We start from the raw sequence: 24,112 nt of genomic DNA on the forward strand, positions 1-24,112 counted from the left end.
CAGGGCGTGTTCGGCCCGCGGTTCGTGCCGCCGGGCGGGACGGCCCGCACACCCGCTGGTCGGCACGTGCTTCGACTCCGTCACTCAGCGGCTCGGCCGACACCGCCAACGCCCTTAGGTAACTGAGGTGTTGACGTGACGGACGGCGCTTTGCTTCAGCCCGTTCGTGCCGTTCGCCCCGGACATCAGCGTGCCCTCCACGACCCCGGGCGCGGCGCGTACGACGGGATCGAACACGCCTGTGGTGTCGGCGACGAGAGCCGCGGCCGGCCGGCCGTACTCGCGCGCGGGATCACCGGACCCACCGGTCGCCCGTGCCCACTCCGGCTCCCGGCCGTGGACGAAGCCGACCAGGTCGGCGTGCATCGCGGCGGCCAACTCCACGGGCGGGTACGGTCCGAGCGCCTGCGCGCTGCCCGGCGCGTCGAGCAGGTCGAAGAAGAACGGGATGTCGACGCAGTGCCCGGCGCCGCCGAGGACGGGGGAGGGCCACTCGAAGGAGTACAGCCAGGTACCGGCGCCGCCGTCGCGGCGCGCTGCCGCCACGCGTGGGCAGGCGGCCCGGAACAGGGTGTCCGTCACCCGGGTCCCCGCCGCGCGGGCGGCGGCGAGTTCGGCCGCGCTGTACGGGCTCGGATGCGGGTTCTCCGGCGCTGCACCGCAGTCGAACTCGTCACCCGTCGCCCCGAGCAGCAGAGGCACCTCCTGTCCGTGGCCGGAGAGTCCTTCGGCCACGGACACAGGCAGGACGTCGTCACCGATGACCGGCCCCAACGGGAGTATGTCGACGCCGAGTTGGCCCCGCAGGTCGATGACGGCCCGCTGGAGCTGCTCCACGGTACGACTGCCGAATCCGGCCCGCGCAGGCGGCACCCCGACCCGCTCCCCGAGCCGTTCGACGAACCGGCGGGCCGGCTCCCGCTCCCCTTCGACGAGGACGCCTGAGACGCTGACCGCGCGCTGGAAGAGGCCGTCGGCAGCCGGCGACGAGAGCAGCGCGAGCACCGCCGCGCCCCCGGCCGACTGACCGGCGAGGGTGACCCGGTCCGGATCACCGCCGAACGCGCCGATGTTCTCCCGGACCCAGTCGAGCGCGAGCAGAATGTCACGCAGCCCGAGGTTGGTGGGTACGTCGTCCAGCGAGGCGAATCCATCGACGCCGAGCCGGTAGCCGACGGTGACGCAGACGACGCCGCCCCGTGCGAAGGAACGGCCGTCGTACCACGGACTCGCCGGGCTGCCCGCCAGGAAGCCGCCGCCGTGGATCCACACCAGCACCGGGCAGGGCGCCGCGTGTCCGTCGGCCGGTGCGGGAGCGACGACGGAGAGGTTCAGGATGTCGTCGCCGGGCACCGACGGCTCCGGCACCGTGGTCGTGGCGAACAGGGGCACGCGTTGCGAGGTGGACCCGTGCCGGGACGCGTCGAACGGCCCCGGGAACCGGCCGCGTCGGACCGGCGCCGCGAACCGCCGTACACCGGTGGGTGGTTCGGCGTACGGGATGCCCAGGAAGCGCCGCACGGGGCCGATGCGCCGGCCGACGACCGGGCCGGCGGGGGCATGGACGGTGACAGGGATACCGGTGATGCCGTCGAGGTGGTCCATGGGGGTCACGCATTCCCGATCCGGAGATGCCCTGTACGAAAGATGCCCTGTACGAAGGAGTGCTGGAGAGAACCCCATGGGCGCGATGTCGCCGGTGAGGCTGGTGGCGAGAAAGCTACGAGCGGGGCATTTCGGCCGAGTGGCAGACCCGTCACGAATAATTTCGGAACTTGTAGCCAAATCGATTCGTCACGACTTACGTCATTTACGCATTGCGGCTCAGGGCTCAGGGCTCACGGCTGCGCTCGCGCCATAAATTGGGTGGCGGGTGAGGGGAGCGAGCGTTACCGTCTCGGACGATGACTACCGACTCCCTTCACAGATCGGGGGTCCCGTCCGTGCAAGGTGAGTGCTGATGCTCACTGAGAACGCGTACGGGGACACCCACCTCTCTTATTGGCCGCGCGTACGAGAGTTCGCCGTGCCGCCGTCCATGATCGCGACCGCGACGGCCCGCCGCCTGGCCGGGGACTGGGCGGGTGCGTGTGCCGCCGCAGGCATCGATGTCGATCTGAACCTACGGTCCGTGGCATGCGCCCACGGCCGGGAACTCGCGTCCCAACTCCGCGCCGATCTACGTCACTTGGTGCCCGACCTGCTGCGCTGGCACTTGCCGAGGATCGCCCCCGACGGGCTGCTGCGCCCGGGACTGACGATCGGCCTGGCCCGGTACGACGCCCCTGGACGGGCGGGCGCCCACCCGGTGCACCTCGTGGCCCGCACCGCACCGGCCTGGGCGGATGCCGGCCAGCGGATCAGCCTCACGCTGTGGGACGGCTCCCGCGCGGATGCGAGCGCTCACCGCTCCGCGCACCCTCACCCCAACCGACGGTTCCGCCTCGATCTGCACCGTCACCTGTGGGACGCCCGCAGAACCGATGAGCTGCGAGCCCGGTCCGGCGCGGACCGGCCGCCCGGCGGTGACTGTCCGGTCCCGTCGGCCCCGGATCTCCTGGCGCGGGTACTGCAGGGGCGTCGCTGTGCCGTGGATCGGTGGGCGGCCGAAGCACGGCTGCTGCTCGACGCCGACGGACGGCCGGTCGAAGCCGACGTGGGCACCGGAACCAAGACCGGCCCTGGCACCGGTACGGGCTCCGGCCCTGGCCTTGGCGCGGGCCCCGGCTCCGGCTCCGGCCTTGGCACGGGTTATGGCTTCGGTATGGGCTCCAGCCCTCCCCTCGGCTCCGGCGTCGGTACGGGCCCCGGCCCTGGTTGTGGCCCTGGCCCTGGCTCCGGCCCCGGCTTCGACGCAGGACCCGGCTCCGGCTCCGGTATTGGAACGGGCGCTGGAGCTGGAGCCGTCCCTGGCACGGGCATTGGGCCCGGCCCCGGAACCAGCACAGGCACCGTCGCCGTGCGGCTCGGGGCCCGGCAGCGGCTGCTCCTGGATCTCGTCGCGGCCCCGGACGGCAGCGGGCCGCCCACGCTGCGCATCTCGCAGGCGCCCAAGGGCGGCGACACCTCCGCACTGCCGGTCCTGCCCGACGCGGCGACCTGGGTGCTGCCCGACCTGGAACTCATCCGTGCGGGCGCGATCGGGGTGGACCGGCTGCACCCGCTGGTCGCCTCGGCACTCGCACCGGACCGTCCGCCGACCGGGCCACCCCGGAACCCGGACCGGGCAGGTGAGCCGCGCCTCGTGGAGTGCCGGGGCGCCCGGCACCGGATCGGCCTGGTCGGCGGGGTGCTCGCCCCGCTGGACCACGACCCGGCCGAGATCCGCCGGGAAGAACTCCTGGCCGAGCTGACCGGCACGCCACTGCCCTGTCTGCAAGCCATCGACGAGGCCCACCGTCACCCGGACTGCCTCACCGGCGTCCGTGAACGCCTGGACCACGGCGACATCGCCGGTGCGCTGGCCGTCGTAGAAGGTCTGCTCGGCCCCGACGCGGTGCTGCGCGGCGGCGCCTTGCGCGACGAGCTGGAAAGTGCCGCCCAGCGGCGGATCACCTACGGCCTGTTCAGGGCGGGCCTGACCGGACCCGGCCCCGGTCCGGGATTCGGTGGCTACCGCCCGGACCCCGTCCGTACTCGTGACCACCGTTCCCGCCCGCGCCAGGCGACCTTCCGCTGACCTGGGGACGTTCGCCCCCCCAAAAAAAAGCACCCACTCATGACCAACCCAAAGGTGATCAATCATGGCCCCAGGCATCTCCTTCGCCGTCCCCGAGACCTCCGCCCCCGAGACCTCCGCCCCCGAGACCCCCGCCCCGAAGACCCTCACGGCCCCACCCCACACGCCCCAACTCGACATCGCTGCCCAGCTGTTGACCCTGCTGCGCGACACCACCACCGAACCCCGCCCCGACACCCAACTGGAGGCCCTGACACTTGCCGTGGCCGCCGACCTGCCCGTGCTTCTGTGGGGTGAGCCGGGGATCGGCAAGACCGCGGCCCTGACACAGCTGGCCGCGGCCCTCGACCTTCCCCTCACCACGGTGATCGCGAGTGTCCACGAGCCGTCCGACTTCTCCGGGCTGCCCGTCATCGGCGACGATCCCACGACGCACGGCGTCCCGATGGCCCCGCCGGACTGGGCGGTACGACTCGTACGGGCCGGCCGGGGGCTGCTGTTCCTCGACGAACTGTCCACCGCGCCGCCGGCCGTTCAGGCCGCCCTGCTCCGACTGGTCCTGGAGCGGCGGATCGGCGCCCTCCAACTGCCGCCCGGGGTAAGGATCGTGGCCGCCGCCAACCCCCGGTCCTCGGCTGCCGACGGCTGGGAGCTGAGCCCGCCGCTCGCCAACCGGTTCGTCCATCTCCAGTGGACCCACGACCACGAGGTCGTCGTACGCGGCCTCGGTGGGACCTGGCCGCGGGCCACCCTGCCACGGCTCGCGCCCGAGAAGCTGACGGAGGCCGTGGCCTTCGCCCGCCGCGCGGTGTGCGGGCTGCTCGACGCCCGCCCCAAGCTCGTGCACCTACTGCCGAGCAACGAGACGCGCCGGGGCGGCGCCTGGCCGTCGCCCCGGAGCTGGGACATGACCCTGAGCCTGATCGCCTTCGCGACCGCCGCCGGCTCCTCCCGGGAGGTCCTCTCGCTGCTGGTGAGGGGCGCGGTCGGGGACGGTCCGGGGCTCGAACTGCTGGCGAGCCTGGACCGGATGGACCTCCCGGACCCCGAGTCGCTGCTCGCCGACCCGGCGAGTGCCGTCCTGCCCGAGCGGGGCGACCTGCGCCAGGCCGTGCTGGACGGCGTGGTGGCGGCGGTCCGCGGGCGCCCGGAGAGAGCCCGCTGGGACGCGGCGTGGGCACTGCTGGTCCGGGCGCTGGAGACCGGGGCCCCGGACCTGGTGGTCGTCCCGGCGACCACCCTGGCCTCGCTGCGCCAGGAGGACTGGGACGTGCCGGCGGAGATCGAGAAACTCGCCGGAGTCGTGTCGCTCTCCCGGCGGGCGGACCGGGCGGCGGGCCGCGTGGCCGCTCGGGCAGGGGCAGGGGCAGGGGCGGGAACGAGGGGCGGCCGATGAACGCCGACGCGCCAGGGACCCTGGACCTCGACAAACTCTTCGCCGCCCGGCTGCACGCCGTCCGGGCCCGCCCGTACCTGGCCACGGCACTGTTCGCCCTGCACCCCGTCGAGTCACGGCAGGTCCCGACGATGGCCGTCGACCGGCACTGGCGGTGCTACGTCTCACCGGCGTTCGTGGACCGGACCCCGGTCGAGGAGCTCGCCGGGGTGTGGGTGCACGAGGTGTCGCACCTGCTGCGCGACCACCACGGGCGCAGCGACCGCTTCGCCAGGGAACACGGGCTGACCGGCCCCGGGGAACGGCTGCGGATGAACATCGCCGCGGACTGCGAGATCAACGACGACGTGTTCGGCGACGGGCTCGTATGCCCCGAAGGCGCTGTCGAGCCCGAGGCGTTGGGACTTCCGACGGGGGAGCTCATGGAGGAGTACCTGCGCCGGTTCCGGCTCGGGCCCAACACACTGAGCCTGTCCTGGCTGGACTGCGGCAGCGGCGCCGACGGACTGGGACGGGCATGGGACCTGGGGCCGGACGGCGCGCACGGCCTGAGCGAGCAGGAACGGGACTCGGTCCGGTTCCGGGTCGCGCAGGGCATCGACGGCCGCCCCGGGAACGCCTCGAAGGGGTGGCGGCGATGGGCGGAGGAGGCGTTCCATCCGCCGCTGCCATGGCGGGAGTTGCTGGGAGCGGCGGTCCGCTCGGCGGCCTCCGGCAGCGGCGTGGGCGAGGACTACACCTACGGCCGGCCGGCGCGCCGCTCGGCCGCCCTCCCCGGTGTCGTCCTGCCGAGCCTGCGGCGCCGGCCACCGAGGGTCTGCGTGGTCATCGACACCTCCGGGTCGGTCAGCGACGCCGAACTGGGCAGCGCCCTCCTGGAGGTCGCGGCGATCTCCCGCGCGGTGGGCGGTCGACGGGACCTGGTCACCGTACTGCCGTGCGACGCGTCGGCCCACCTCGTGCACACGCTGTGCCGGGCCGAGGGGATTCCCCTGATGGGCGGCGGGGGTACGGACCTGCGCACCGGCTTCGCCAAGGCGCTGCGGGCGACCCCGCGCCCCGATGTCGTCGTGGTCCTGACCGACGGCCAGACACCCTGGCCGGACACCCGGCCACCGTGCCGGACCGTGGTGGGCCTGTTTCCCCGGCAGCACACGGGCCGGCGGCGCCCCTCGGTCCGTTCGTGGGACGGAGGCGATGACGATGACGACGATCAGTATGTGCCGGACTCGCCGCCCGCCTGGGCGCGAGTGGTCGACATCGGGTCGGCATCCACGAGCCAACAGCACTGAAAGAATGGGCCGATGCGCACCCCCTCATCGCTTCTGTCGGCCTTTCGGCCCCAAGTCCAAGAGCGGCTCTACGACTTCTACGAAGAGCTCCGGAGCGCCGACGACCTCTTCTGGGACCGCCGTACGGGCGCCTGGATCGCCACCGGGCACGCGGTGGTCAGCAGCGCGGCGAGTCACCCGGGACTGTCCTCGGTGCGCTACCCCGACATCGAGGCCGTCCCGGAGGAACTGCGGCCGCTGGCCCGGGTCCTGAGCCGGCAGATGCTCTACAACGACGTCCCCGACCACCCCCGGCTCCGCGCCCTGATCAGCAAGGCGTTCGCTCCGCGCGCGGTGGCGACACTCCGCGCCCGGATCGTCGAAGCCGTCGACCGGATCATCACCGGGGTGGCGCCGGCCGGCCGGATGGACATTGTCGCGGACCTCGCCCGCCCCCTGCCGCTCACCATCATCTGCGACCTCCTCGACGTGCCGGAGGCGGACCGCTCCGCCGTCGCCGCCTGGTCCGAGCCGGTAGCCGAGGCCATCGGCAACTCCCGGCTGGACGCGGACCGCAACCGCGAGGCCTCGCAGAGCATGGCGGACATGCTCGCCCACCTCCGCGAGCTCCTCACCCGCCAGGACACCCCGCCGGCCCCCGGCACCCTGCGTGCGACGGTGACCGCGCAGGCCGGCAACACCGGCCAGGACCTCGACGAACTCCTCGCCAACTGCGCCCTGTTGCTGATCGCCGGCCACGAGACGACCACCCACTTCATCGGCAACGCCACCCTCGCCCTGCTCCGCCACCCGGACGCGGCCGGTCAACTGCGCCGCAGGCCCGAGCTGATGCCCGCCGCGGTCGAGGAACTCCTGCGCTACGACGCTCCGGTACAGCTGATGCTGCGCCGGGCTCGGCACGACCTGGACCTGGCGGGCCGCAAGATCGCCGAAGGGCAGACGGTGCTGTTGGTGTGCGGCGCCGCCAACCGGGATCCGGCCGTGTTTCCCGATCCCCATGTGCTGGACTTCGAGCGGACCGGCTCCGGCGGACGGCACATGGCGTTCGGCCACGGTCCGCACTTCTGCCTCGGCGCGGCGCTGGCCCGGCTGGAGGGCGAGATCGTTCTGGAGGCGCTCCTCACCCGCCTCCCCGACCTGAGGCTCGACGGCACCGAGCCACCGCGATGGCAGCGCAGCCTCAACTTCCGTGGCCTCACCCGCCTGGACGTCGCCTTCACCCCGGCCTCTGACAGCCACACCGGCGCCACGCCCGCCGACGCTGCCGCCTCCGGCCTCGCCCCCGCGCCACACGTCGGCGGCTGCCCGGTCCGGTCTGGGGCCGGCGAAGTCGCGGGCGCGTGACCGCTCGGGAACGGCGTCCCGTGCCGGTTCCGCGCACGGTGAGGGGGGAGCCCGGTTCCTCGGTCGGCTTGATCGCGCCGCTGCGCCGTTGACCGGCGGAAACGTCTGTCACGTCTCGGGGGCTGTGGCCCCGCCCCACCGTCCGACCAGGAATCAGGGTGTGTGGAAGGGGCGGGGCGGGGGACTTGGTTGGTAGGTCAGGTTCGGCGTCCCATGGGGCTGAGCCTGCTCAGGTTCCTCTGGTTCGGACTTTGTGCCGGGGGAGCCGCCTGCCCGGGGTCACGGAAGCTCGCCCTGTTCGCAGACCCGCCGGGCGACCTCGTGGAGCTTGGTGTTGTTCTGCTGCGAGTAGCGGCGCAGCACGTCGAAGGCCTGCTCTTCGGTGATGTGGTGGCGGCCCATGAGGATACCCATCGCCTCGCCGATGACGTGGCGGGTGGCGACGGCCCGTTCCATCTGGGCATGGGTTCGGGCGCTGGAGAAGGCGACCGCCGCGTGGGAGGCCAGCAGCCACCCGGCCAGCTCGCTGGCCTCGGTGAAGGCGCCGGGTCTGCGGGAGTAGAAGTTCAGCGCGCCGAGATCCTCCTCGCTGGTGAACAGCAGGAAACCCATCATGCTGCCCACGCCGAGCGCCTGGGCCTGTGGGGCGTAGGCGGGCCAGCGCGACTGCTCGGCGGTGACGTCGGCGATGCGGAAGACCCGCTCTCCCCGGGAAGTGTGGGCGGTGTCGAAGCACGGCCCTTCACTCAACCGCTCCTGCAGTTGATCGCTGTCCACGACCAGCTGGTCGGTCGGGGCGAGGGTCTCCACCTTGTTGCCCCGCAGCACCAGGATGCCGGCCGCGTCGCAGCCCTCCACCAGTTCGGTGGCCGACTTGGTGATCCGCTGGAGTGTGGCATTGACCGACTCCTGCGCCAGAAGATCCCGCGCCATCGACGCCATCTGCTGTGCGAAGCGTCCCCAGTCCACTTCCTCCGCCTCTCGTCCGGCCCGGACCAGCCTCATACCCAGTTTTTCACGCGCGTCCCGGAGCCGGTCCCGCCGCTCGAAGACGACGTACGGACCCCGTGCCGTGCGGAGCGTGTCCGTTGGCTGGATCTGGCTGGATCCAGCTGGATCTGGTGGGGCGCACGCGGTGTTGTTCGGGCGGGTGGGAGGCGCGCGAACGGGAGTGCGGCATGCGCTCTGTTGGCACACGCCTGGATGGTCCTACAATCACATAACATTTGTTGATCTTCGCGGTGATCCTTCAGAGCGGATGCCGGAGCGGTCCGGGGGAGGGTCGCCGGTCCGCTCGACGGCAGCAGACGCGGAGCGGCGGTGCCGTTCCGGTGGGAGGGGTCCCTGATGCTCACCGATCGGTCGCACAGACGCCTGTGGCGGAAAGTTCGCACCCTTTCGGAGGGGCTCGAACTGCCGGAGCCCTTCGACGCCGAGACCTTCCTGGCCCTCCTGGCCGAACGGCGGGGCCGCCCGATCGAGGTCCTGCCCGTCGCGGTGGACGCGGGGGTCCCGTGCGGTCTGCTGGTGACGACCGACCGCGCCGACTACATCCTGTGCACCCCGGGGACCAGCGCACTGCACCGGCAGCACATCCTCGTGCACGAGGCGGCCCACCTGCTCTGCGGGCACGACCGGTCGCCCGCGCCCGAGGCACCGGGCGTACGCGCGCTGCTGCCCGGACTCTCCCCCGACCTGGTGCGCCGGGTCCTGGGCCGCACCGTGTACGCCGAGCCCGCCGAGCAGGAGGCGGAACTGCTCGCCTCTCTCATCCTGCACCGCGTGCTGAGGGAGGTGTCCGTGCCGGTACGGGATCACGGACGGGCCGGATCCCTCGTCGGGGCGCCCGCCCGCCGCCCCGAGCGGCCACGTGTCTGACCTGCTCGCGTACCTCCCGGCCGTCGCCGCGCTGTGGCTGGGCTGCTACGAACTGCGCCTGCTGCGCACCGGAAGCGACTCGCCCTTCGCGGTGCGCTGCCTGTGCCGCTTCGGATTCTGCATGGCCGCGGCGATGACCCTGCTGGCCGCTCCGACGGTCTACCTGGAGTGGCTGTGGCCGTGGTTCCCGCGGCTGACCCACCTCCTGGGCCGTGAGACGGAGATGGCCGCCCTCGCCTTCCTCCCGCTGACCGTCATCGAGATCGGCCTGCCCCGGCCCCGCCTGCTGACCGGACGGCTGCACATCGGCGTCACCCTGTCGGCCATCGCGCTGTACGCGGTGCTGTTCCTCTCCTCCGGCGTACGCACCCGGGACGGCTCGCTTCTCGCGGAGGGGACCGGAGCGGTGCTGCTCGCCTCCTGCGACGCGGTCTTCACCGCCTACAGCCTGTGGTGCCTGGCCGTGTTCCTGGTCCCGGTGCACCGGTTCACCCGCGGGCTGCGTCCGGGGGCTCTGCGCACGGGCCTGCGGCTGATCACGGCCAGTGTCGCGGTGGGCCTCGTCTGGGCCCTGTGGGGCGTGTCGTCGATCGTCACCATGGCCGTGGACCACCGGCAGGGCGCCGGGCTGGACCTGGTGGGCCGGGTGCTCGGTCTGTGCTGTCTGGTGCTGGGCGTCCTGGGCGGCACCGCCGCGAGCCGGCTCTCCGTCACGACCGCGGTCGGACGGCGGCTGCGGGCCTACCGGACCTACCGTGCCCTGGAGCCGCTGTGGTCGGCGTTGCGGGCCGTCTCCCCCGGGACGGCCCTGGACCTGGGCTGGCCGGCGGTGCGTCTGTTCCCCCTGCACCGCTCCGAGTTCGCCCTCTACCGCCGGGTGATCGAGATCCGGGACGGCTACCTGGAACTCCGCTCCTTCGTTCCCCCCGACGCTCGCGCACTGTCGGCCGCGGCGCTGGACCGGTTCCCCGTGCCCCCCGCGGGCCGCGCGGCGATGGCCGAGGCCGCCGTCATCGCCGCCGCGCTGGAGTCCGCCAGGATCGGCCCCGGCGGCCACGCTTCCCCGGGTGACCGGGACGTCGTGCTCGCCTACCCGGACGACTGCTCGGTCGAGGAGGAGGCGGCGTGGCTGGTCCAGGTGGCCGAGGCGTTCACCGTGGCCGGGCTGGTGGAGCACATGCGCGACCGGGTGGCGCGCTAGGACGGGATGAGCGTCGGCCCGGACAGGGAGGGGGCGGACGGAGGCAGGGCCGTGCGGCGGAACAGGGGCGGTTCCGGTGACGGGCGCAGGCCGGAGTGGTGCATCCAGCCCGCTATCTCCACTCGGGAGGAACAGCCCAGCTTCTTCATCGTGTCCCGGATGTGGTTGACCACGGTCCACTCCGAGATCGCCAGCCGGTGGGCGATCTGCCGGTTGCTCAGACCGGCCGTCACCAGGCGCGAGACCTCGGTCTGGCGTGGCGTCAGCGGCCCGATCCGGGTGCGGGTGTCCGGGGACAGAGGGCCGGCCGGTGTGGCGGCGGGAGGGGCGGGGGCCGGGACGAGGGAAGCCAGGAGCTCCGGGAGCGAGGCCCTGGAGCCCTCGACCAGGGCGCGGGTGAAGGCGGCCTCGCCCAGCAGCTCCCGCACCGGCTCCTCCAGCCGGGCCATGGCGAAGTCGGGCGTGCCCGCGTCCTCCGGGAACGCGCCGCGCCAGGTGTGGAAGGCCCCCAGGCCGCGCGCGGTGCCGGTGGCGCGGTCGACGATGTCGGGCAGGGCGGGGCTGCCCAGGGTGGTGGCGATGGCACCCAGGACGGCCGTCGGGCCCAGGGCGCGCAGGGCCGACACGCCCCGCTCGCAGTAGTGGGCCGTGGCCTGCGCGCGTCCCTCCGCGGCCGCGAAGACGGCCAGGTGGAGCAGGGCGGCACCGGCGACGAGCGTGTCGCGCTCCTGCTGGGCCGCGGCCAGCACCTCCAGTGCGGTGGTCGCCGCGGCCACCGTGTCGCCGAGACGGAATCCCGCGAGTGCGGCCTCCAGCGACACATAGCGGGCCTCGTGGCGGTCGCCGTCGGACCGGTGTCGCTCGGCAGCCCCGACGAGCAGGGCGGTGCCGCGACCGGGGTCGGCGGCCAGGACGCACAGGGCCCGCAGCCGCGTCACCCGCGCGGACAGCCCGGCGGCCTGGGCGGCATCCGCCGTGATCCGGTCCAGCAGGTCCGTGGCGGCCTCGGGCTGGCCCGCCAGGATGCCCGCCTCGGCGAGCAGCAGGTCGGTGCGGATCCGGTCGCGCCGGCCGGCCTGAGTCCACGACGGGTCGAGAAGAGGGAGCCCCTCGGCCCAGGTGCTCCAGCCGCCCGTGGCACGCCAGTGGACGCGGATGCCGTCGACGAGGTCGAGCGCCTCGCCGGTTCGCCCGTGGCGGAGCAGCGTCTCCAGTGCCGTACGGAGGTTGCGTTCCTCGCTCCAGAAGGCGATCAGGCCCGAGCGCTGGCGTCCCGAGACGATCCGCTCGGCGGCGGCGCGGACCAGGTCCCCGTAGTACCGGGCGTGCGCCAGCCGGGCCGCGGTGTCCTCGGGCGGCGGGAGACGGCGCACGGATCTGTCCGGCGGTAACCGCAGCCTGAACCGGGCTGTGCCGTCCAGGCGGCCGGACGGCAGGGTGGAGGCGGTGAGCAGATGGCCGCGCAGCAGGGTTTCCAGCGCCGACGAGAACTCCTCCGGCGCGACGGCCGCGATGTGGCGCAGCGCCTCGGGGCCGAAGCCGCCGCTGAACACCTGGCAGTGCGTCAGCAGCCGGATCGGCGCCCCGTCGGCGTCCCCGGGAGGGCCGCCGCGCCGATCGCCACCCGACACCGCGACGGGGTCGCCGTCCCCGGTGTGGATCGGGTGCGGGACGGTCCGGCCGCCCAGCGAGGCCCACGCCGCCTCGGGGCCCTCCAGCGCGGCGACCCGCGCGGTGCGGCAGAGCGCGCCGGGGTGACCGCCCACCTCCACGCAGCTGCGGGCGATGGCCTGCTGGTTGTGCGGCTGCAGGGAGAACGCGGGGTTGATCGTGCGCAGGCAGGCGAGGTACAGCCGCACCGAGGGAACGCGCGCCAGTGCGCCGAGATCCAGTGCCGAGCAGTCGAGCGGCACGGGCAGCGGGTCCACCGGGAAGGGGACGAGGCCGTGGGCCGCGGGGGGCTGGCGGGCTGTGCCGAGGACCACGACGGACGCGACCGCGCAGGCCCGCAGCAGCCGGGGGTGGTCCGAGCGGTCGAGGTCGTCGACGAGCAGGACCGGCCGGGCCTCTTCCGCGTCCCGGTCGGCGGTGAGGGCGGCGAGGAGTTCGAGCGCGCTGTCCGTGCTGTCCCCGGACTGCTCGGCCGCGGCCTCCACCCGCACGGTGGTGGCGCCGGTCGACGCGCTGTACGCGGCGGCAGCCTCGGCCGCGAGCCGCGTCTTGCCCACACCGGGGACACCGGTCAGCAGCACTCCGGGGGTCGACGGATCCGTCAGCAGCGCCGACAGCGCGGCGAGCTCGCTGTCCCGTCCGACCATGTCGGCGGGGAACTCGGTGGGCCGGCGCGGAGCGGTCGGGCGGGCGTTCTTCACAGGTGAGTGCGCGGGGATCGTCAAGGACGGCTCCGGGAGGTGGACCCAGGCGGGCGGGGGGCGGCCAGGCGGTTCAGCTGAGATGAACGACTGTTTCGCGGTTTTCATATCCGTTGACCGACTCAGCATGGCTGCCGACTCCGGGGGTGTCAACTACAGTGAAAATCAACGGACTTGCTTTCACCTGTGCGGACAGACGTACTGGAGGGCGGCGACAGAAAGGGGTAGGCGGTGGCCGAAACGGAACCCACGCCGTCGTCACTGAGCCGGAAGATCGACGGACTTCTCCGGCTCGCCCGCAGGCCCGACGGCCTGCCGTTCAGCAATGAGGAGGTCGCCGCCGCGTGCCGGGAGGCCACCGGGGTGTCCTTCTCGACCACGTACCTGTGGCAGTTGCGTACCGGGCGCAGGAACAACCCGACCAAGCGCCATCTGGAGGCCCTGGCCGACTACTTCGAGGTCCCGGTCGCCTACTTCTTCGACGACGAGCACGGTGCGAAGATCGCCGCGGAGATCGAACTCCTCGGCGCCCTGCGGGACGCCGGGGTGCGCAGTGTGGCACTGCGCGCGGTGGGGCTCTCCTCCGAGGCGCTAGGCACCGTCAGCGACCTCATCGACGTGATCGCCGTCCGTGAGGCCGCCGCCCGGCGCGCCCGGGGCGCCGGGGAGGAACCGCCCGCGGCGGAACCCGGCGACGACGACCGGGCCTGAGGGACGGACCGTACTGCGCGGACGGCCCGTCCCGGCGGCGGACGGGTGCCGCCGCGGCCCGGTCACTGCGGCAGCTCGGCCGGGCGGCGCAGGAAGAAACCCGCGACGGAGCCGCGGACCCGGTCCCCGGCGTGCGGCTCCACCTTCTTGATCATGTGCGGTACGCCCGACCGCAGGACGACCAGCCGGTTGGGGCGCGGGGCGACGTAGTGTCCGACCCGCGAGGTGAGGTGGGCGTTCTGGTCTTCCGGCCGGGCCCCGGGCGTTCCGCCGGAAATGAGCAGCTCGGCGCCCCAGGGCGCCTGCCACTCGGGGTGCGCGTACAGCACGAACGAGGCCGCCCGGTCGCCGGAGTCGTCGTGCCAGGCCAGCCCGGAGCCCTGCGGGTAGAGGAAGGCGCGGCAGGTGAAGGCGTGCCAGTCCGTTCCGAACCGCCCGGTCCACGGCTCGATACGGGTCGCCTCCTCGGCCAGTTGCTTCACCACGGCGTCGGTCGCCCCGCCGGACGGGTGCAGGGCGTGGTCGGCGAAGCGTCCCGTGAAGTGGCCTTCCGGGTCGTTCAGCGTGCCGGGCCCGCTGAGGGGACTGCCGTCCAGCAGCCCGTAGACCTTGTTCCACGACCCGTCCCGGCGGCCGTGCACGAAGTGGTAGTCCTCGGTGCGCAGTTGCTCCCACAGCGAGGCCGCGGCCCCAGGGGCGAGGAAGTCGTCGAAGACGGCGAAGTCGTCCGTGCTCCAGGTGAGTTCCATGGTGTCCTCCGTGGACGGGGAAGGTGGTACGACAGGGGAGGGGGCGGGGGTACGAAGGCGGGTACGGCCCGGTCAGACGGTGACGGTCCGGACGCCCCCGGTGGCCACCGGGACGGGTGGCCGCGCGCCCGCCTCCTGGAGCAGCCGCCGCGTCATGCCCGCCGCCCGGCTGTCGCCCGAACCCAGAACCAGCCGAAGCATCTCGGCTGCGGGCCCCGAACGCCCGTGCGCGAGGTGCACGGTGGCCACGTTGAGGGGGCGCAGCCAGTCCGGCTGCCGGGCCTCCTTCACCGCCCCTTCGTCGATGAAGGTCACTCCGGGGCAGTCGGACAGCCGGTCCGCGAGGTGGGCCGCCAACTCGCGGGGCGGCATCGGCTCGCAGTACACCAGGGGTGTCAGCAGGTCGGCCGCGGGGACGGTGCGGGCTTCGGCGGTTCCGGTCGTGGAGAGCGGCCCGGCCGCCCGGTACAGGTGCCGGGGGTCGAGAGGTGTGCGGGCCAGCGGGGTGTGCGGGTAGACTCGTAGCCCGCAGGAGTAGCCCACCGACACGCCCCGGTCGGCCAGTCGGCGGATGTGGTCGATCGCGTTCTTCAGGGTGCCGGCCGTCTCGCCGGGCTGGCCGAACAGCACCCCGATCTGTACGTCCATCCACTCCGGCCGACGGCGCAGCAGCAGACCGAAGGTGTCCTCGACGTCGGACATCCGGTAGTTCTTGCGATGACCGCGCAGCATCCGGTCGTCGAAGGCGTCCACCGAGAAACTCGGGCGCACACAGCGGGACCGGATCAGGGCGTCCATCAGCCGCTCGGAGAACGGCCTGACGTTGAAGTAGCCGTGCCAGCTGATCAGTTCGCCGTGACGGCTGCCGGCCAGTGCCTCGCACACCTCGGTCAGCGCGCCTTCGTAGGGCAGGTTGACCTCCGGGGCGGCCAGGTGGAAGTGGGTCAGCGCGTACCGCTCGACGTAGTGCTCCGCCTCGGCGGCGACGGCCTGGGCGGGGCGCGCGTCCACCCGGCCGACGTTCAGCGGATCGACGCAGTACGAGCAGCGCAGCGGGCAGCCCGCGTGGCTGCGCAGCGCGGTGGGGATGGACCGGGCCTTGGCGAACAGCACGTACTCCGGTGCGATCTGCGGCAGCGCGGTGGTGGGCCGGGACACCACGTCGGGCCGTGGCCGCAGGCCGGGTCCCAGGACTCCGTCGGCGGTGCGCACCAGCCCGCCGGGGAGCGTCGACAGCGTCTCGGCGACCGCCCGCCGCCCGCCCCGGGCACCGCCGGCGGCGACCATGCGCGCCAGCAGGGCGGTGAACGCGGCCTCACCGGGACCGGCGAGGCCTAGGTCCAGGCCGAGCCGGTCCATCACCTCCACCGGGCAGGAGGTGAACGCCGCACCGCCCGCCACCACCGGCAGTCCGGGGTCCCAGGCGCGCAGCGTCCCGGTCAGCTCGGCGATCGGCGCCAGGTAGTCCACCACGTCGATCCACCGCCCGTCCGCGCCGGGCACCGTGTCGCAGGCGACCACGGCGTTGTCGATGTTGCGGATCGACAGGGCGACGAGGTCGGGCCGCGTCCGGTCGAGCACCTCCGTCAACAGGCCGGTGTGGTCGAGCGATTCGAGGAACGGGTTGCACACGAACAGCTCGACCGGCAGTCCGGCTTCGGCGACCGCGGCCCGCAGGATCTCCAGGCCGTACGGGCCGACCGGCAGGACCTGGTGGGGGTTGGCGTAGAGGAGGAGGACGCGCACGGGCGGCTGCTTTCTCGAAAGTTCGCTCGCGGGGACAGGTCGTGCGGTGAGGCGGGGTGTGCGGTGGGGTGGCGCGTGTCGCTAGGCCTACGGGGCGCGCACCCCCAGGTCCTGTTTGGCCTTGATCGCCCGCCGCAGCGCGGTGAGCGCCCGCCCGGCCACCGGGAGGCCGGTACGACGGGCGAGGACGGCGCTGCAGAGCAGCGGTGTGATCACCGCGCCACTGCCGCGCACGGTGCCCAGATGACGGACCACGGCGTCCAGGTGCGTCGCGGCCGACTCCGGGTCGTCGGCCCTCAACGCCCGTACGGCTAGGGCCTGCAGGGCGACCGTGTGCTCCGCCCAGGCCTCGGCGGGTGGCACGGCCACCTCGTCGAGCGCCGACCCGCCCCGCGCGCCGCCGGACCGCCCTTCGCCGGACGCCTCCCGGGCCAGCTCGGCCTGCAGGCCGGACAGCGACGCCTGGCGGGCCATGCCGAGGGCGGCGCAGCGGTCGCCCTGGACGGTCCACCAGTCGGCCGCGGCGCCCCAGTCGCCGGACCGGGCCGCCAGGACGGCACGCCAGCCCGCGATGGTCGCGGCCCCGGTGCCCTGCCCCAGGTCGCGCAGTCCTCCCTCGGCCTCGTCCATCGCGGAGTCGGCCGCCGCCCGGTCGCCGGACATGTGGCGCACCAGCGCCAGCGCGACACCGGTGGCCGAGCCCAGCAGCCGGGAACCGGCGACCTCCTGGTGCAGCCGCTCGCAGTCGGCGAGTGCGGCGGGAACCGGGGTGTCGCCGTTGACCAGGGCCATCGCCAGGTTGGCGTAGACCTCGGTCAGGCCCAGGCAGGTCCCGGCGCCGTCGGCCGACCGCAGCGCGGAGCGCAGCGCCCGCTCGGCGGCGGGGTGGTCGCCCGCCCGCAGCGACTGGAGCCCGGCGTACAGGTGCGCCCCGACCCGGGCCTCGGGATCCGGGGAGGCGACCGCGGCGAGGTAGTGCGGATCGTCCGGTACGGCGGGCGCGTCGCCGGTCAGATAGGTGCGGGAGTACAGCGAGTTGAGGCGGGCGTGGATCCGGGCGGCCGGGGCGGCCCGGCCCGGGTCCGACAGCACGCGCTCCACGCGTTCGAGGGCGGCCCGCGGCATTCCCTGGCTGCCTAGGGCGTACGCCTCCAGGACGTCCAGGTCGGCGCCCTGCGCGCGGTCCGCCTCCGCCAGTGCGCGGGCACGGCCGGTGTGCGTCAGCACCAGTTCGGGCCGCCCACGGGAGAGGGCGAAGCGGGCGGCGACTCCGAACGCCGTCACGGCGGACTCGGCGGCCCGGGCCGTCCGGTCGGAGCCGGGCTCCACCCCGCGCAACGCGGTGTGCGCCGCCTCCCAGTGCCCGGCCAGCAACTCGGCGACAGCGGGGCGCCGTTCGGCCACCGGTTCCAGGGAGCGCGCGAGCCTCGCGTGCACGTCGGCGGTCTCGGAGCGTGTCAGCCGCCGCAGTGCGACCTCGGCCACCACCGGGAAGGCGGGGGCCAGCCGGCCCTTGTGGGCGTCGGCGGACTCCACCAGCCCGGCTTCGAGGAGGTCGGCCGCGGCCACGGCGACCCTGTCGGGGGCCATCAGGGTGCCCAGGTCCTCCAGGGACAGGTCCCGGCCGGCGGCGGCGAGCAGCACCAGGAGGTCCCGTGAGCCGGTGTCCAGCCGGTCCAGCCGGGCACCGAGCGCGGCGTGCGCACTGGGCGGCGCCCAGTCGTCGCCGGGCTGGGCGAAACGCCGCAGGACGACCATCTGCTCGATGTAGCGGGGGATGCCGCCGGCCCGCAGGGCGATCTCGTCGGCGGCGGAGTCGGGGGCGAGGGAGGCGGTAGGGGCGGGAGCGGTGGGAGGGGCCGGGTCGTGACCAGGGACCCCGGTGCCGGTGGGCCGGGACGGGGAGTGGTCGGCGGCGGACGTGTCGTGCTGCGCCGCGAGCAGCCGATGGGCCAGCCGCCGCGCGTCGGCCCGTCCGAGCGGCGGCACGGTGAGCCGGTGGTCCCCCCGGTCGGCCAGCGCCTCGGGCGCGGAGACCCCGACCAGGAGCACCACGACCGGCCGCCCCGGCGTAGTGGTCAGCTCGTCGAGCAGGTCCGCCAGTGCCCCGGGGGTCCACTCGCTGTGCTCGACCACCAGAAGCAGGGGCCCCGGACCCCGTAGGCGGTCCAGTGCCGCGGTGAGCGCGCGGCCCAGCTCGCCGCGGTCCTGGGCCGGGGCCTGCTCGGCGCGGGTGGAGGCGCCGGTCAGCTGCACCGTCACGTCCACCCTGTCGCGGCCCTGCCGCGCGGCGTTCTCGATCTCCTCCAGGAACAGGAAGCAGGCCAGCAGGCCGAGTCCGGTCCCGGCGGGTGGACAGCGCAGGACGGCTGTGGCCAGGCCGGTGCAGTGATCGAGAACCTCGGCGACCAACCGGGACTTGCCCACCCCGGAGGGGCCCCCGACCAGGATCAGGGTCGGGCCGGTGGCAGCGGCGGCCGTGCCGATACGGGCGGCCAGCTCGCCGACCAGGCCGGTCCGTCCGACGGTGCCCGTCCCGGGGGCCGGGGCGCCGGCCGGACCGACGATCCAGGCCGGGACGGACTGGGCGAAACCCTTGGCCGTGACCGGTTCGATCGCCCGCAGCGGGAAGTGGTCCTGCAGTTGGAGCCGGGTGGCCAGGTCCACGATCACCCCGTCGTCGGGGGCGTACTGCTGGAGCCGGGCGGCCCGGTTGAGCACCGAGCCGATGACGAAGCTCGACGTCCGGCCGCTGACCGCGACATGGCCGGAGGCGACCGCGGACCGCACCGGGAAGTCGCCGAGCAGCAGCTCGCCCAGGCCCCGCGCGTACTCGCCGGTGCGGTGCCCGATGGCGGTGGCGGCGGAGACGGCCGCGGCGGCGGCCGACTCACCGTGCCCCTCGACGCCGAACACGGCGACGACCGCGTCGCCGATGAACTTCTCCACCTTGCCGCCGTACTGCTCCACCAGCGAGCCGACCAGGGAGAAGTAGCCGTCCAGGACGGCCGCCCACCGGTCGGGTTCGAGCGAGGTGGCCAGTCCGGTGGAGCCGACCACATCGCAGAAGATGACGGAGACGAAACGCAGACCGCTGGCGGGAGTGACAGGTGGGCCGATCCCGGCCCCGCAGGCCATGCAGAAGCGGGCCACCGACGGGTTGTCGACACCGCAGCCGGTGCAGGGGCTCGCGGTGGTTACGATGGGACCGGTGGGCTTGCTCATGCTGTCCTCCCCGTTCACTGAGCGGCAACCGGGTGGTTCACGACGCTTGCTCCGTCGTGAACCACCCGGTCTGTGCTACGGCCCGGACGTCACCGGTCCGGTTGGGTGACCCGGTTCGGGACCGATCTCCGGACGAGGGCCGGCACTACCAGAGGTAGCCGCCGCTGGGGTCGGAGACCGAGTGGCCCTCGACGTCCGAACCCGCGGCCTCGACCCGGGACTTGACGCTCAGCAGGACATTGACCTCGTCCTCGGTGAGGGACTTGAGCACCGCCTGCTGGGCGTCGTTGGCGTCGGTCACGGAGAAACCGGCCTCGGCCAGCTTGTCGATCTTGTCTGCCATGGTGATCTCCTCGGTTGACGAGCCCGCGCGTCTCACACGCGAGGCTCTGGTTTCCCGGTGCGGCGCACCGGAGTTCAGGGGGGCGAGGCCGGACGTCGGCTCCTCGGCCCGGCCGGCACCGTCGTCGTCCGTACCTTCGTCCGCGCCGGACGGCGGTGCCGTGTGCGGTACGTCGCCGAGCCGGACGGCGACCACGACAGCGGTGAGCAGCAGGGCGGCACCCGCCATCAGCAGCAGGTTCCCGAGCCCGGTCCACGCGACCACGGCCGCCGCCAGCGCGGGGGCCAGTACGTTCAGCACGGCGGGCACGGAATTCATCAGTGCCCATACGCGGCCGGTCAGTTCGACCGGCGTCTCGGAATGCACGACGCTGGGGAAAGTGACAAGGATTCCGGCACTCGCTATTCCCAGAAGGAAAATAACACACAGCCATACGGCGGAGTCAATACGTATTTCCCGGACAATGGCGAATCCGATGACGACGATGATGCAGCCGATCACCAGGACCGACCCCGCCATGGTGAGGAAAGGCCGCAGTCGCGCCGCGAAACGCCCCATGAGCAGGGAACCGGCGACCCCGCCCAATCCGACGGCGGACACCATGTAGCCGATGTAGGACGTGCCCATTCCGAGTGCCGGCACGATCAGGGCGGCCATCGAATCATAAAGGAAGACGACGAACATCAGGCTGCACATGACGAACAACAGGGAACGCAGAAGGCGTGATCCGAAAACGTGCTGGAATCCTTCTCCCAGCTCTTTGAGATAGTGCAGGTCCGTATTCTTCGAAGGCGAAGAAGTGGTGCGCAGAGCGCGGGCGGTGATCACCCCGACGAGAAACGTGCACGCGTTGGCCGCGAACACGGCCCGGGGCGACATGAGGGCGACCAGCAGACCACCGAGCGCGGGCCCGAGGATCTTCACCGACTGCATAGCGGTCTGGAGCAGCACGGTGGCGGCCTGGACACCGTCGGGCGGCACCGAGACCCGTAACTGGATCTGGCCCGCGAGTCCGCCGACCGAGCCCAGCGCCGAACGGACCAGCACCAGCCCGGCCGCCCAGTACACCCCGGGGGCGACCACCAGGCCCAGGGTGAGCCCCGCCTGCACGAGGTCGGTGAGGATCAGCACCCGGCGCGACTGCCGGCGGTCCACCAGCACCGCCAGGAAGGGGGTCGCCAGCAGCGGCAGCATGCTCGCGGCCACCACCAGCGCCAGGTCGCCCGCGCCGCCGTGCCAGACCGTGGTGACCAGCACCAGCAGCGCCACCTGGTCCAGCCAGTCGCCCAGACCGGAGACCACCGTGCTGGTGTACAGCAGCCGGAAGTCGCGGCCCGCCAGCGGACCCGGAACCCGCGCGCCGCTCATCCGGCCAGAGCCACCGGGGAGCGGCGGCCGACCCGGCCGAGCACGTCCTCCATCACCTCGATCAGCCCCCTCAGGGAGTGCAGCGCGCTCACCCCGAGCAGTTCCTCCTGCGCCGGGTCGAGCGGCAGCCGGTCGATCAGCCGGTGCACGTCGTCGCGGTGCTGCACGTCCAGCTGGGCGTGCCGGGCGATGGTCCGGAACGACTCGTCCGGCAGGCCGGTCCTGGCCGCCAGGTCACCGGCCAGCCCGGGACCGGGCGGGTTGCCCTCCAGCACCGCGATGTGCCCCACGAGCGCCACCGGATGCACATGGCGCAGCCAGTAGTACTGCGAGCCGACCAGCGAGGCGATGGCCGCCCCCGGCAGCGTCGTGCGCAGCGCCTCGGGATCACCCCCGGCCACCACGTAGTCGTCGGCCACCCACTGGTCGTGCCCGTACTCCTCACGGACGTGCTTGGCCAGGTAGCGGCCCACCAGATCGGCCACCGGGTCGCCCTGACGGACCGTGCACTGCTCGACGGCCGCCAGCATCAGCGGCACCGTGGCCCGGATCGTCCCGTGCAGCGCCTTGAGCCACTCCAGATACACCTGGTCGCTGCGCGGATGGGTCCACATCTGCCGGGACGCGGCGTCCACCGCCGGCATCAGCAGCCCGATCTTGTGGCGCAGCGCCCGCGACCTCGTCTGCTCCTCCACCGTCATCCGCCTTCCCTCAGAGCCGCACCCAGTGCCGTCACGGAGTCCGCGGCCCGCCCCGGGCGGCCCGCGATGTCGTACGCCTTCCAGCAGCCGCCGCAGACGTTCTCGAAACGTTCCTCGCGCAGGGCCTCGAAACCGGGTAGGTCGGCCACCACCCCCGGGCCGAGCTGCCCCACCACCTTCAGCAGCGGGTCGTCCCGGAACCCGGTCAGCGCCCGCGCCACGCCCTCGGGCCGCCGGGTCGGGGCACGCAGCGCGGCCGGCCCGTGACCGGTGATCAGCCCCTCGTTGCAGCAGGGGATCACCACCCCGTCGTAGCGGACCGTGGGCGAGCCGAGCAGGGTGCACGCCGCGAGTGACCCCACGTCGTGCCGGCTCTGGAGGGCGAAGACCCCCGAGCCCCGCCCGTACCGCAGGGGGGTGATCAGCTTGGTCTCCGCCTCGTCGGCCCACCGCGGGCCGAGCGCCTCCAGCAGCAGCCCCTCGGCCACCTGCGCGCCGTCGCCCGTGTCCAGTTCCTGGACGACGATGCGGCAGCCCGCCCGGTGGGCCGCGCGCAGCGCGCCGACGAACCGGTGGTTCGACACACCGCCCTGGTGGAAGCCGTCCGTACTCAGGAAGAGCGTGGAGATCCGCGGCAGCAGCCGCCGCACCCAGCCGGGCGCGGAGCCGTTCTCGCGCGCCCAGTACCCGCTGGTGAAGACGATGGTGTCAAGACCGGCGTCGGCGAACGCCCCGATCGCGTAGGGCAGCGCCCGCTGCTCGGCGAAGGGCTCGCCGCCGGAGACCGCCACCGACCGCAGACCGGGCAGCGCGACGATGCCGGCGACGACGTCGTGGAACGCCTCCCAGTCGGCGACCCTGCCGCCGTCCGCGCGGGCGTCCACCGAGCAGTGGGCGCAGCCGACCGGGCACTGGTCGGTGATGTACAGCAGGACCGACTCACCGCGACGGCGGCGCATCGCCTCGGTGTCGGCAAGCGTGGGGCGGTCGCGCACCGCCTCGGTGTCAGCGTGCGTAGGACGGCTGTTCACGGCCCGCCTCCCAACCCAGGGACACCAGGCCCCCGTAGCGGCCGGAGCGGCGGTCCGAGAAGGCGGTCCCGTCCACCTGCTCGACCATGCGGCGGGCGGCGGCCTCCACCTGCCGCCCGGAGTCGGTGCGCAGATACTCCGTCACCCCGCGCTCGGCCTCGGCGTCGCCGGACAGCGCGACGCAGTTGCCGCACATGCCCTTGTCGCACGGTCCGTCCGAGAACCGGCTCGCCACAAAGCTCGGTCCGAGCACGCGCAGCGCCCGGAACAGCTCCCGGCGCAGGAACTCCTCGCGCAGCTCGGCCCACGACTGGCGGGACGCGTGACCGAGGATCAGGTGCTCCGGCATGCGCCGCTCCACCAGGTCCTGGTTGCAGCAGGCGTACACGGTGCCGTCGTAGGTGACCAGCGGCCAGGTGATCCGGTCGCACGGGTCGACGGGCGCGACCGGGACGCCGGAGGTGGGCGTGGCAGTCAGCCCGCCGAGCTGGCGGCCACGGCCGATCGGACTCAAGGTGCCCACCAGGATGGGCACTTGGTCGTCGAACTCACGGCGCACATCGTCGATCAGGCCCTGGAGGTAGGGATCGTCGTCCCCGCGCCCGGTGAGCTGGAAGCTGACCTGCGGCACCAGTTGGCGTATGCGGTGCATCGCCCGGAAGACGTCGGCCCGGCCCACCTCGCGTTCGTGGAACTCGTCGAGGCTGGCCGCGAAGTGGTCCACCTCGCGGATCGCCGCGGACACCGGGGCCGGTAGCCGCCGGTTCTCCCGGGCGAACCACATGCCCGACAGCACGTACGAACGGGAACCCACGGACCGGGCGGTGCGCGCCAGGTCGGCGACGAGCGCGGCCCGCAGCAGCGCCTCACCGCCGGACATCAGCAGAAGGTCCGGGCGGGTCTCGCGGTCGAAGGACTCCACGAGCCGGCGGAACGGTGTCTCGGGATGCTGTTCGCTGGTGCTGGAGGAGTCGGTGGAGCAGTGGGCGCACGACAACGGGCAGCGGCGGGTCAGGGCCAGATAGAGGCCGGCGGCGGGCTTGTTGCGGATGGCGCCGATTTCCAGCAGGTGCACG

General features: G+C 73.3%; 17 protein-coding genes. 7 read left to right on the forward strand and 10 right to left on the reverse strand.

The features are described from left to right. Window positions 1–114: 114 nt before the first annotated feature. On the reverse strand, window positions 115–1,605 hold the full coding sequence (locus G3I71_RS30830; protein ID WP_239149442.1) for a carboxylesterase family protein: 1,491 nt from the start codon (window positions 1,603–1,605) through the stop codon (window positions 115–117). A gap of 355 nt (window positions 1,606–1,960) precedes the next feature. On the opposite strand from G3I71_RS30830, the gene G3I71_RS30835 reads away from it, so the two are divergent. From G3I71_RS30835 to G3I71_RS30850, 4 genes are all read left to right on the forward strand, one after another. Then, window positions 1,961–3,679, forward strand: a complete 1,719-nt coding sequence (locus G3I71_RS30835; RefSeq protein WP_164319687.1) for a hypothetical protein — start codon at window positions 1,961–1,963, stop codon at window positions 3,677–3,679. A gap of 64 nt (window positions 3,680–3,743) precedes the next feature. After that, on the forward strand, window positions 3,744–5,075 hold the full coding sequence (locus G3I71_RS30840) for an AAA family ATPase (protein WP_164319689.1): 1,332 nt from the start codon (window positions 3,744–3,746) through the stop codon (window positions 5,073–5,075). Continuing rightward, a complete protein-coding gene (locus G3I71_RS30845; protein WP_164319691.1) occupies window positions 5,072–6,367 on the forward strand; it encodes a VWA-like domain-containing protein in 1,296 nt (431 codons plus the stop codon). Before G3I71_RS30840 ends, G3I71_RS30845 begins: the two co-directional genes overlap by 4 nt. 12 nt (window positions 6,368–6,379) lie before the next feature. Continuing rightward, window positions 6,380–7,711, forward strand: coding sequence for a cytochrome P450 (locus tag G3I71_RS30850; RefSeq protein ID WP_164319693.1), 1,332 nt, complete (start codon window positions 6,380–6,382; stop codon window positions 7,709–7,711). A 279-nt stretch (window positions 7,712–7,990) separates the two neighbouring features. Here G3I71_RS30850 and G3I71_RS30855 read toward each other — a convergent pair whose 3' ends face one another. Further along, a complete protein-coding gene (locus G3I71_RS30855) occupies window positions 7,991–8,716 on the reverse strand; it encodes a GAF and ANTAR domain-containing protein (protein ID WP_239149437.1) in 726 nt (241 codons plus the stop codon). A 342-nt stretch (window positions 8,717–9,058) separates the two neighbouring features. Between G3I71_RS30855 and G3I71_RS30860 the strand changes: the two genes are divergently transcribed. Then, window positions 9,059–9,589, forward strand: a complete 531-nt coding sequence (locus G3I71_RS30860; RefSeq protein WP_239149438.1) for a ParH-like protein — start codon at window positions 9,059–9,061, stop codon at window positions 9,587–9,589. After that, window positions 9,582–10,790 carry an MAB_1171c family putative transporter gene (locus G3I71_RS30865; protein WP_164319695.1) on the forward strand — a complete coding sequence of 403 codons (1,209 nt, stop codon included), beginning with the start codon at window positions 9,582–9,584 and terminating at the stop codon, window positions 10,788–10,790. The genes G3I71_RS30860 and G3I71_RS30865 overlap by 8 nt, the downstream gene beginning before the upstream one ends. Here the strand turns inward: G3I71_RS30865 and G3I71_RS51460 are convergent. After that, a complete protein-coding gene (locus G3I71_RS51460) occupies window positions 10,787–13,186 on the reverse strand; it encodes a LuxR C-terminal-related transcriptional regulator (RefSeq protein WP_239149439.1) in 2,400 nt (799 codons plus the stop codon). The genes G3I71_RS30865 and G3I71_RS51460 overlap by 4 nt on opposite strands. Window positions 13,187–13,393: 207 nt before the next feature. On the opposite strand from G3I71_RS51460, the gene G3I71_RS30875 reads away from it, so the two are divergent. Continuing rightward, a complete protein-coding gene (locus tag G3I71_RS30875; RefSeq protein ID WP_164319696.1) occupies window positions 13,394–13,873 on the forward strand; it encodes a helix-turn-helix transcriptional regulator in 480 nt (159 codons plus the stop codon). 62 nt (window positions 13,874–13,935) lie between these two features. Here G3I71_RS30875 and G3I71_RS30880 read toward each other — a convergent pair whose 3' ends face one another. The 7 genes from G3I71_RS30880 to G3I71_RS30910 all read right to left on the reverse strand — a co-directional run bounded on the left by G3I71_RS30880 (window position 13,936) and on the right by G3I71_RS30910 (window position 24,111). After that, window positions 13,936–14,622 carry a 2OG-Fe(II) oxygenase gene (locus tag G3I71_RS30880; RefSeq protein WP_164319698.1) on the reverse strand — a complete coding sequence of 229 codons (687 nt, stop codon included), beginning with the start codon at window positions 14,620–14,622 and terminating at the stop codon, window positions 13,936–13,938. 72 nt (window positions 14,623–14,694) lie between these two features. Beyond that, complete coding sequence (locus G3I71_RS30885; RefSeq protein ID WP_164319700.1) at window positions 14,695–16,368, reverse strand: radical SAM protein; 1,674 nt, start codon at window positions 16,366–16,368, stop codon at window positions 14,695–14,697. Between the two features lie 87 nt (window positions 16,369–16,455). Further along, on the reverse strand, window positions 16,456–19,593 hold the full coding sequence (locus G3I71_RS30890) for an AAA family ATPase (protein WP_164319702.1): 3,138 nt from the start codon (window positions 19,591–19,593) through the stop codon (window positions 16,456–16,458). A gap of 145 nt (window positions 19,594–19,738) precedes the next feature. Next, complete coding sequence (locus G3I71_RS30895) at window positions 19,739–21,304, reverse strand: MFS transporter (RefSeq protein ID WP_164319704.1); 1,566 nt, start codon at window positions 21,302–21,304, stop codon at window positions 19,739–19,741. After that, window positions 21,301–22,005: an iron-containing redox enzyme family protein gene (locus G3I71_RS30900; RefSeq protein ID WP_164319707.1), complete on the reverse strand. Its 705-nt coding sequence runs from the start codon at window positions 22,003–22,005 to the stop codon at window positions 21,301–21,303. Before G3I71_RS30900 ends, G3I71_RS30895 begins: the two co-directional genes overlap by 4 nt. Then, a complete protein-coding gene (locus tag G3I71_RS30905; RefSeq protein WP_164319709.1) occupies window positions 22,002–23,036 on the reverse strand; it encodes a radical SAM protein in 1,035 nt (344 codons plus the stop codon). The genes G3I71_RS30900 and G3I71_RS30905 overlap by 4 nt, the downstream gene beginning before the upstream one ends. After that, window positions 23,011–24,111: an SPASM domain-containing protein gene (locus tag G3I71_RS30910; protein ID WP_164319711.1), complete on the reverse strand. Its 1,101-nt coding sequence runs from the start codon at window positions 24,109–24,111 to the stop codon at window positions 23,011–23,013. Before G3I71_RS30910 ends, G3I71_RS30905 begins: the two co-directional genes overlap by 26 nt. Window position 24,112: the final 1 nt, after the last annotated feature.

The organism is Streptomyces sp. SID12501 (assembly GCF_010550245.1).
Taxonomy (GTDB): domain Bacteria; phylum Actinomycetota; class Actinomycetes; order Streptomycetales; family Streptomycetaceae; genus Streptomyces.

What these genes read in the sequence shown, in the direction of transcription:
- G3I71_RS30830 (WP_239149442.1), bottom strand. Translation starts at nt 1,605, where the DNA reads ATGGACCACCTCGACGGCATCACCGGTATCCCTGTCACCGTCCATGCC.
- G3I71_RS30835 (WP_164319687.1), top strand. Translation starts at nt 1,961, where the DNA reads ATGCTCACTGAGAACGCGTACGGGGACACCCACCTCTCTTATTGGCCG.
- G3I71_RS30840 (WP_164319689.1), top strand. Translation starts at nt 3,744, where the DNA reads ATGGCCCCAGGCATCTCCTTCGCCGTCCCCGAGACCTCCGCCCCCGAG.
- G3I71_RS30845 (WP_164319691.1), top strand. Translation starts at nt 5,072, where the DNA reads ATGAACGCCGACGCGCCAGGGACCCTGGACCTCGACAAACTCTTCGCC.
- G3I71_RS30850 (WP_164319693.1), top strand. Translation starts at nt 6,380, where the DNA reads ATGCGCACCCCCTCATCGCTTCTGTCGGCCTTTCGGCCCCAAGTCCAA.
- G3I71_RS30855 (WP_239149437.1), bottom strand. Translation starts at nt 8,716, where the DNA reads ATGAGGCTGGTCCGGGCCGGACGAGAGGCGGAGGAAGTGGACTGGGGA.
- G3I71_RS30860 (WP_239149438.1), top strand. Translation starts at nt 9,059, where the DNA reads ATGCTCACCGATCGGTCGCACAGACGCCTGTGGCGGAAAGTTCGCACC.
- G3I71_RS30880 (WP_164319698.1), bottom strand. Translation starts at nt 14,622, where the DNA reads ATGGAACTCACCTGGAGCACGGACGACTTCGCCGTCTTCGACGACTTC.
- G3I71_RS30890 (WP_164319702.1), bottom strand. Translation starts at nt 19,593, where the DNA reads ATGAGCAAGCCCACCGGTCCCATCGTAACCACCGCGAGCCCCTGCACC.
- G3I71_RS30895 (WP_164319704.1), bottom strand. Translation starts at nt 21,304, where the DNA reads ATGAGCGGCGCGCGGGTTCCGGGTCCGCTGGCGGGCCGCGACTTCCGG.
- G3I71_RS30900 (WP_164319707.1), bottom strand. Translation starts at nt 22,005, where the DNA reads ATGACGGTGGAGGAGCAGACGAGGTCGCGGGCGCTGCGCCACAAGATC.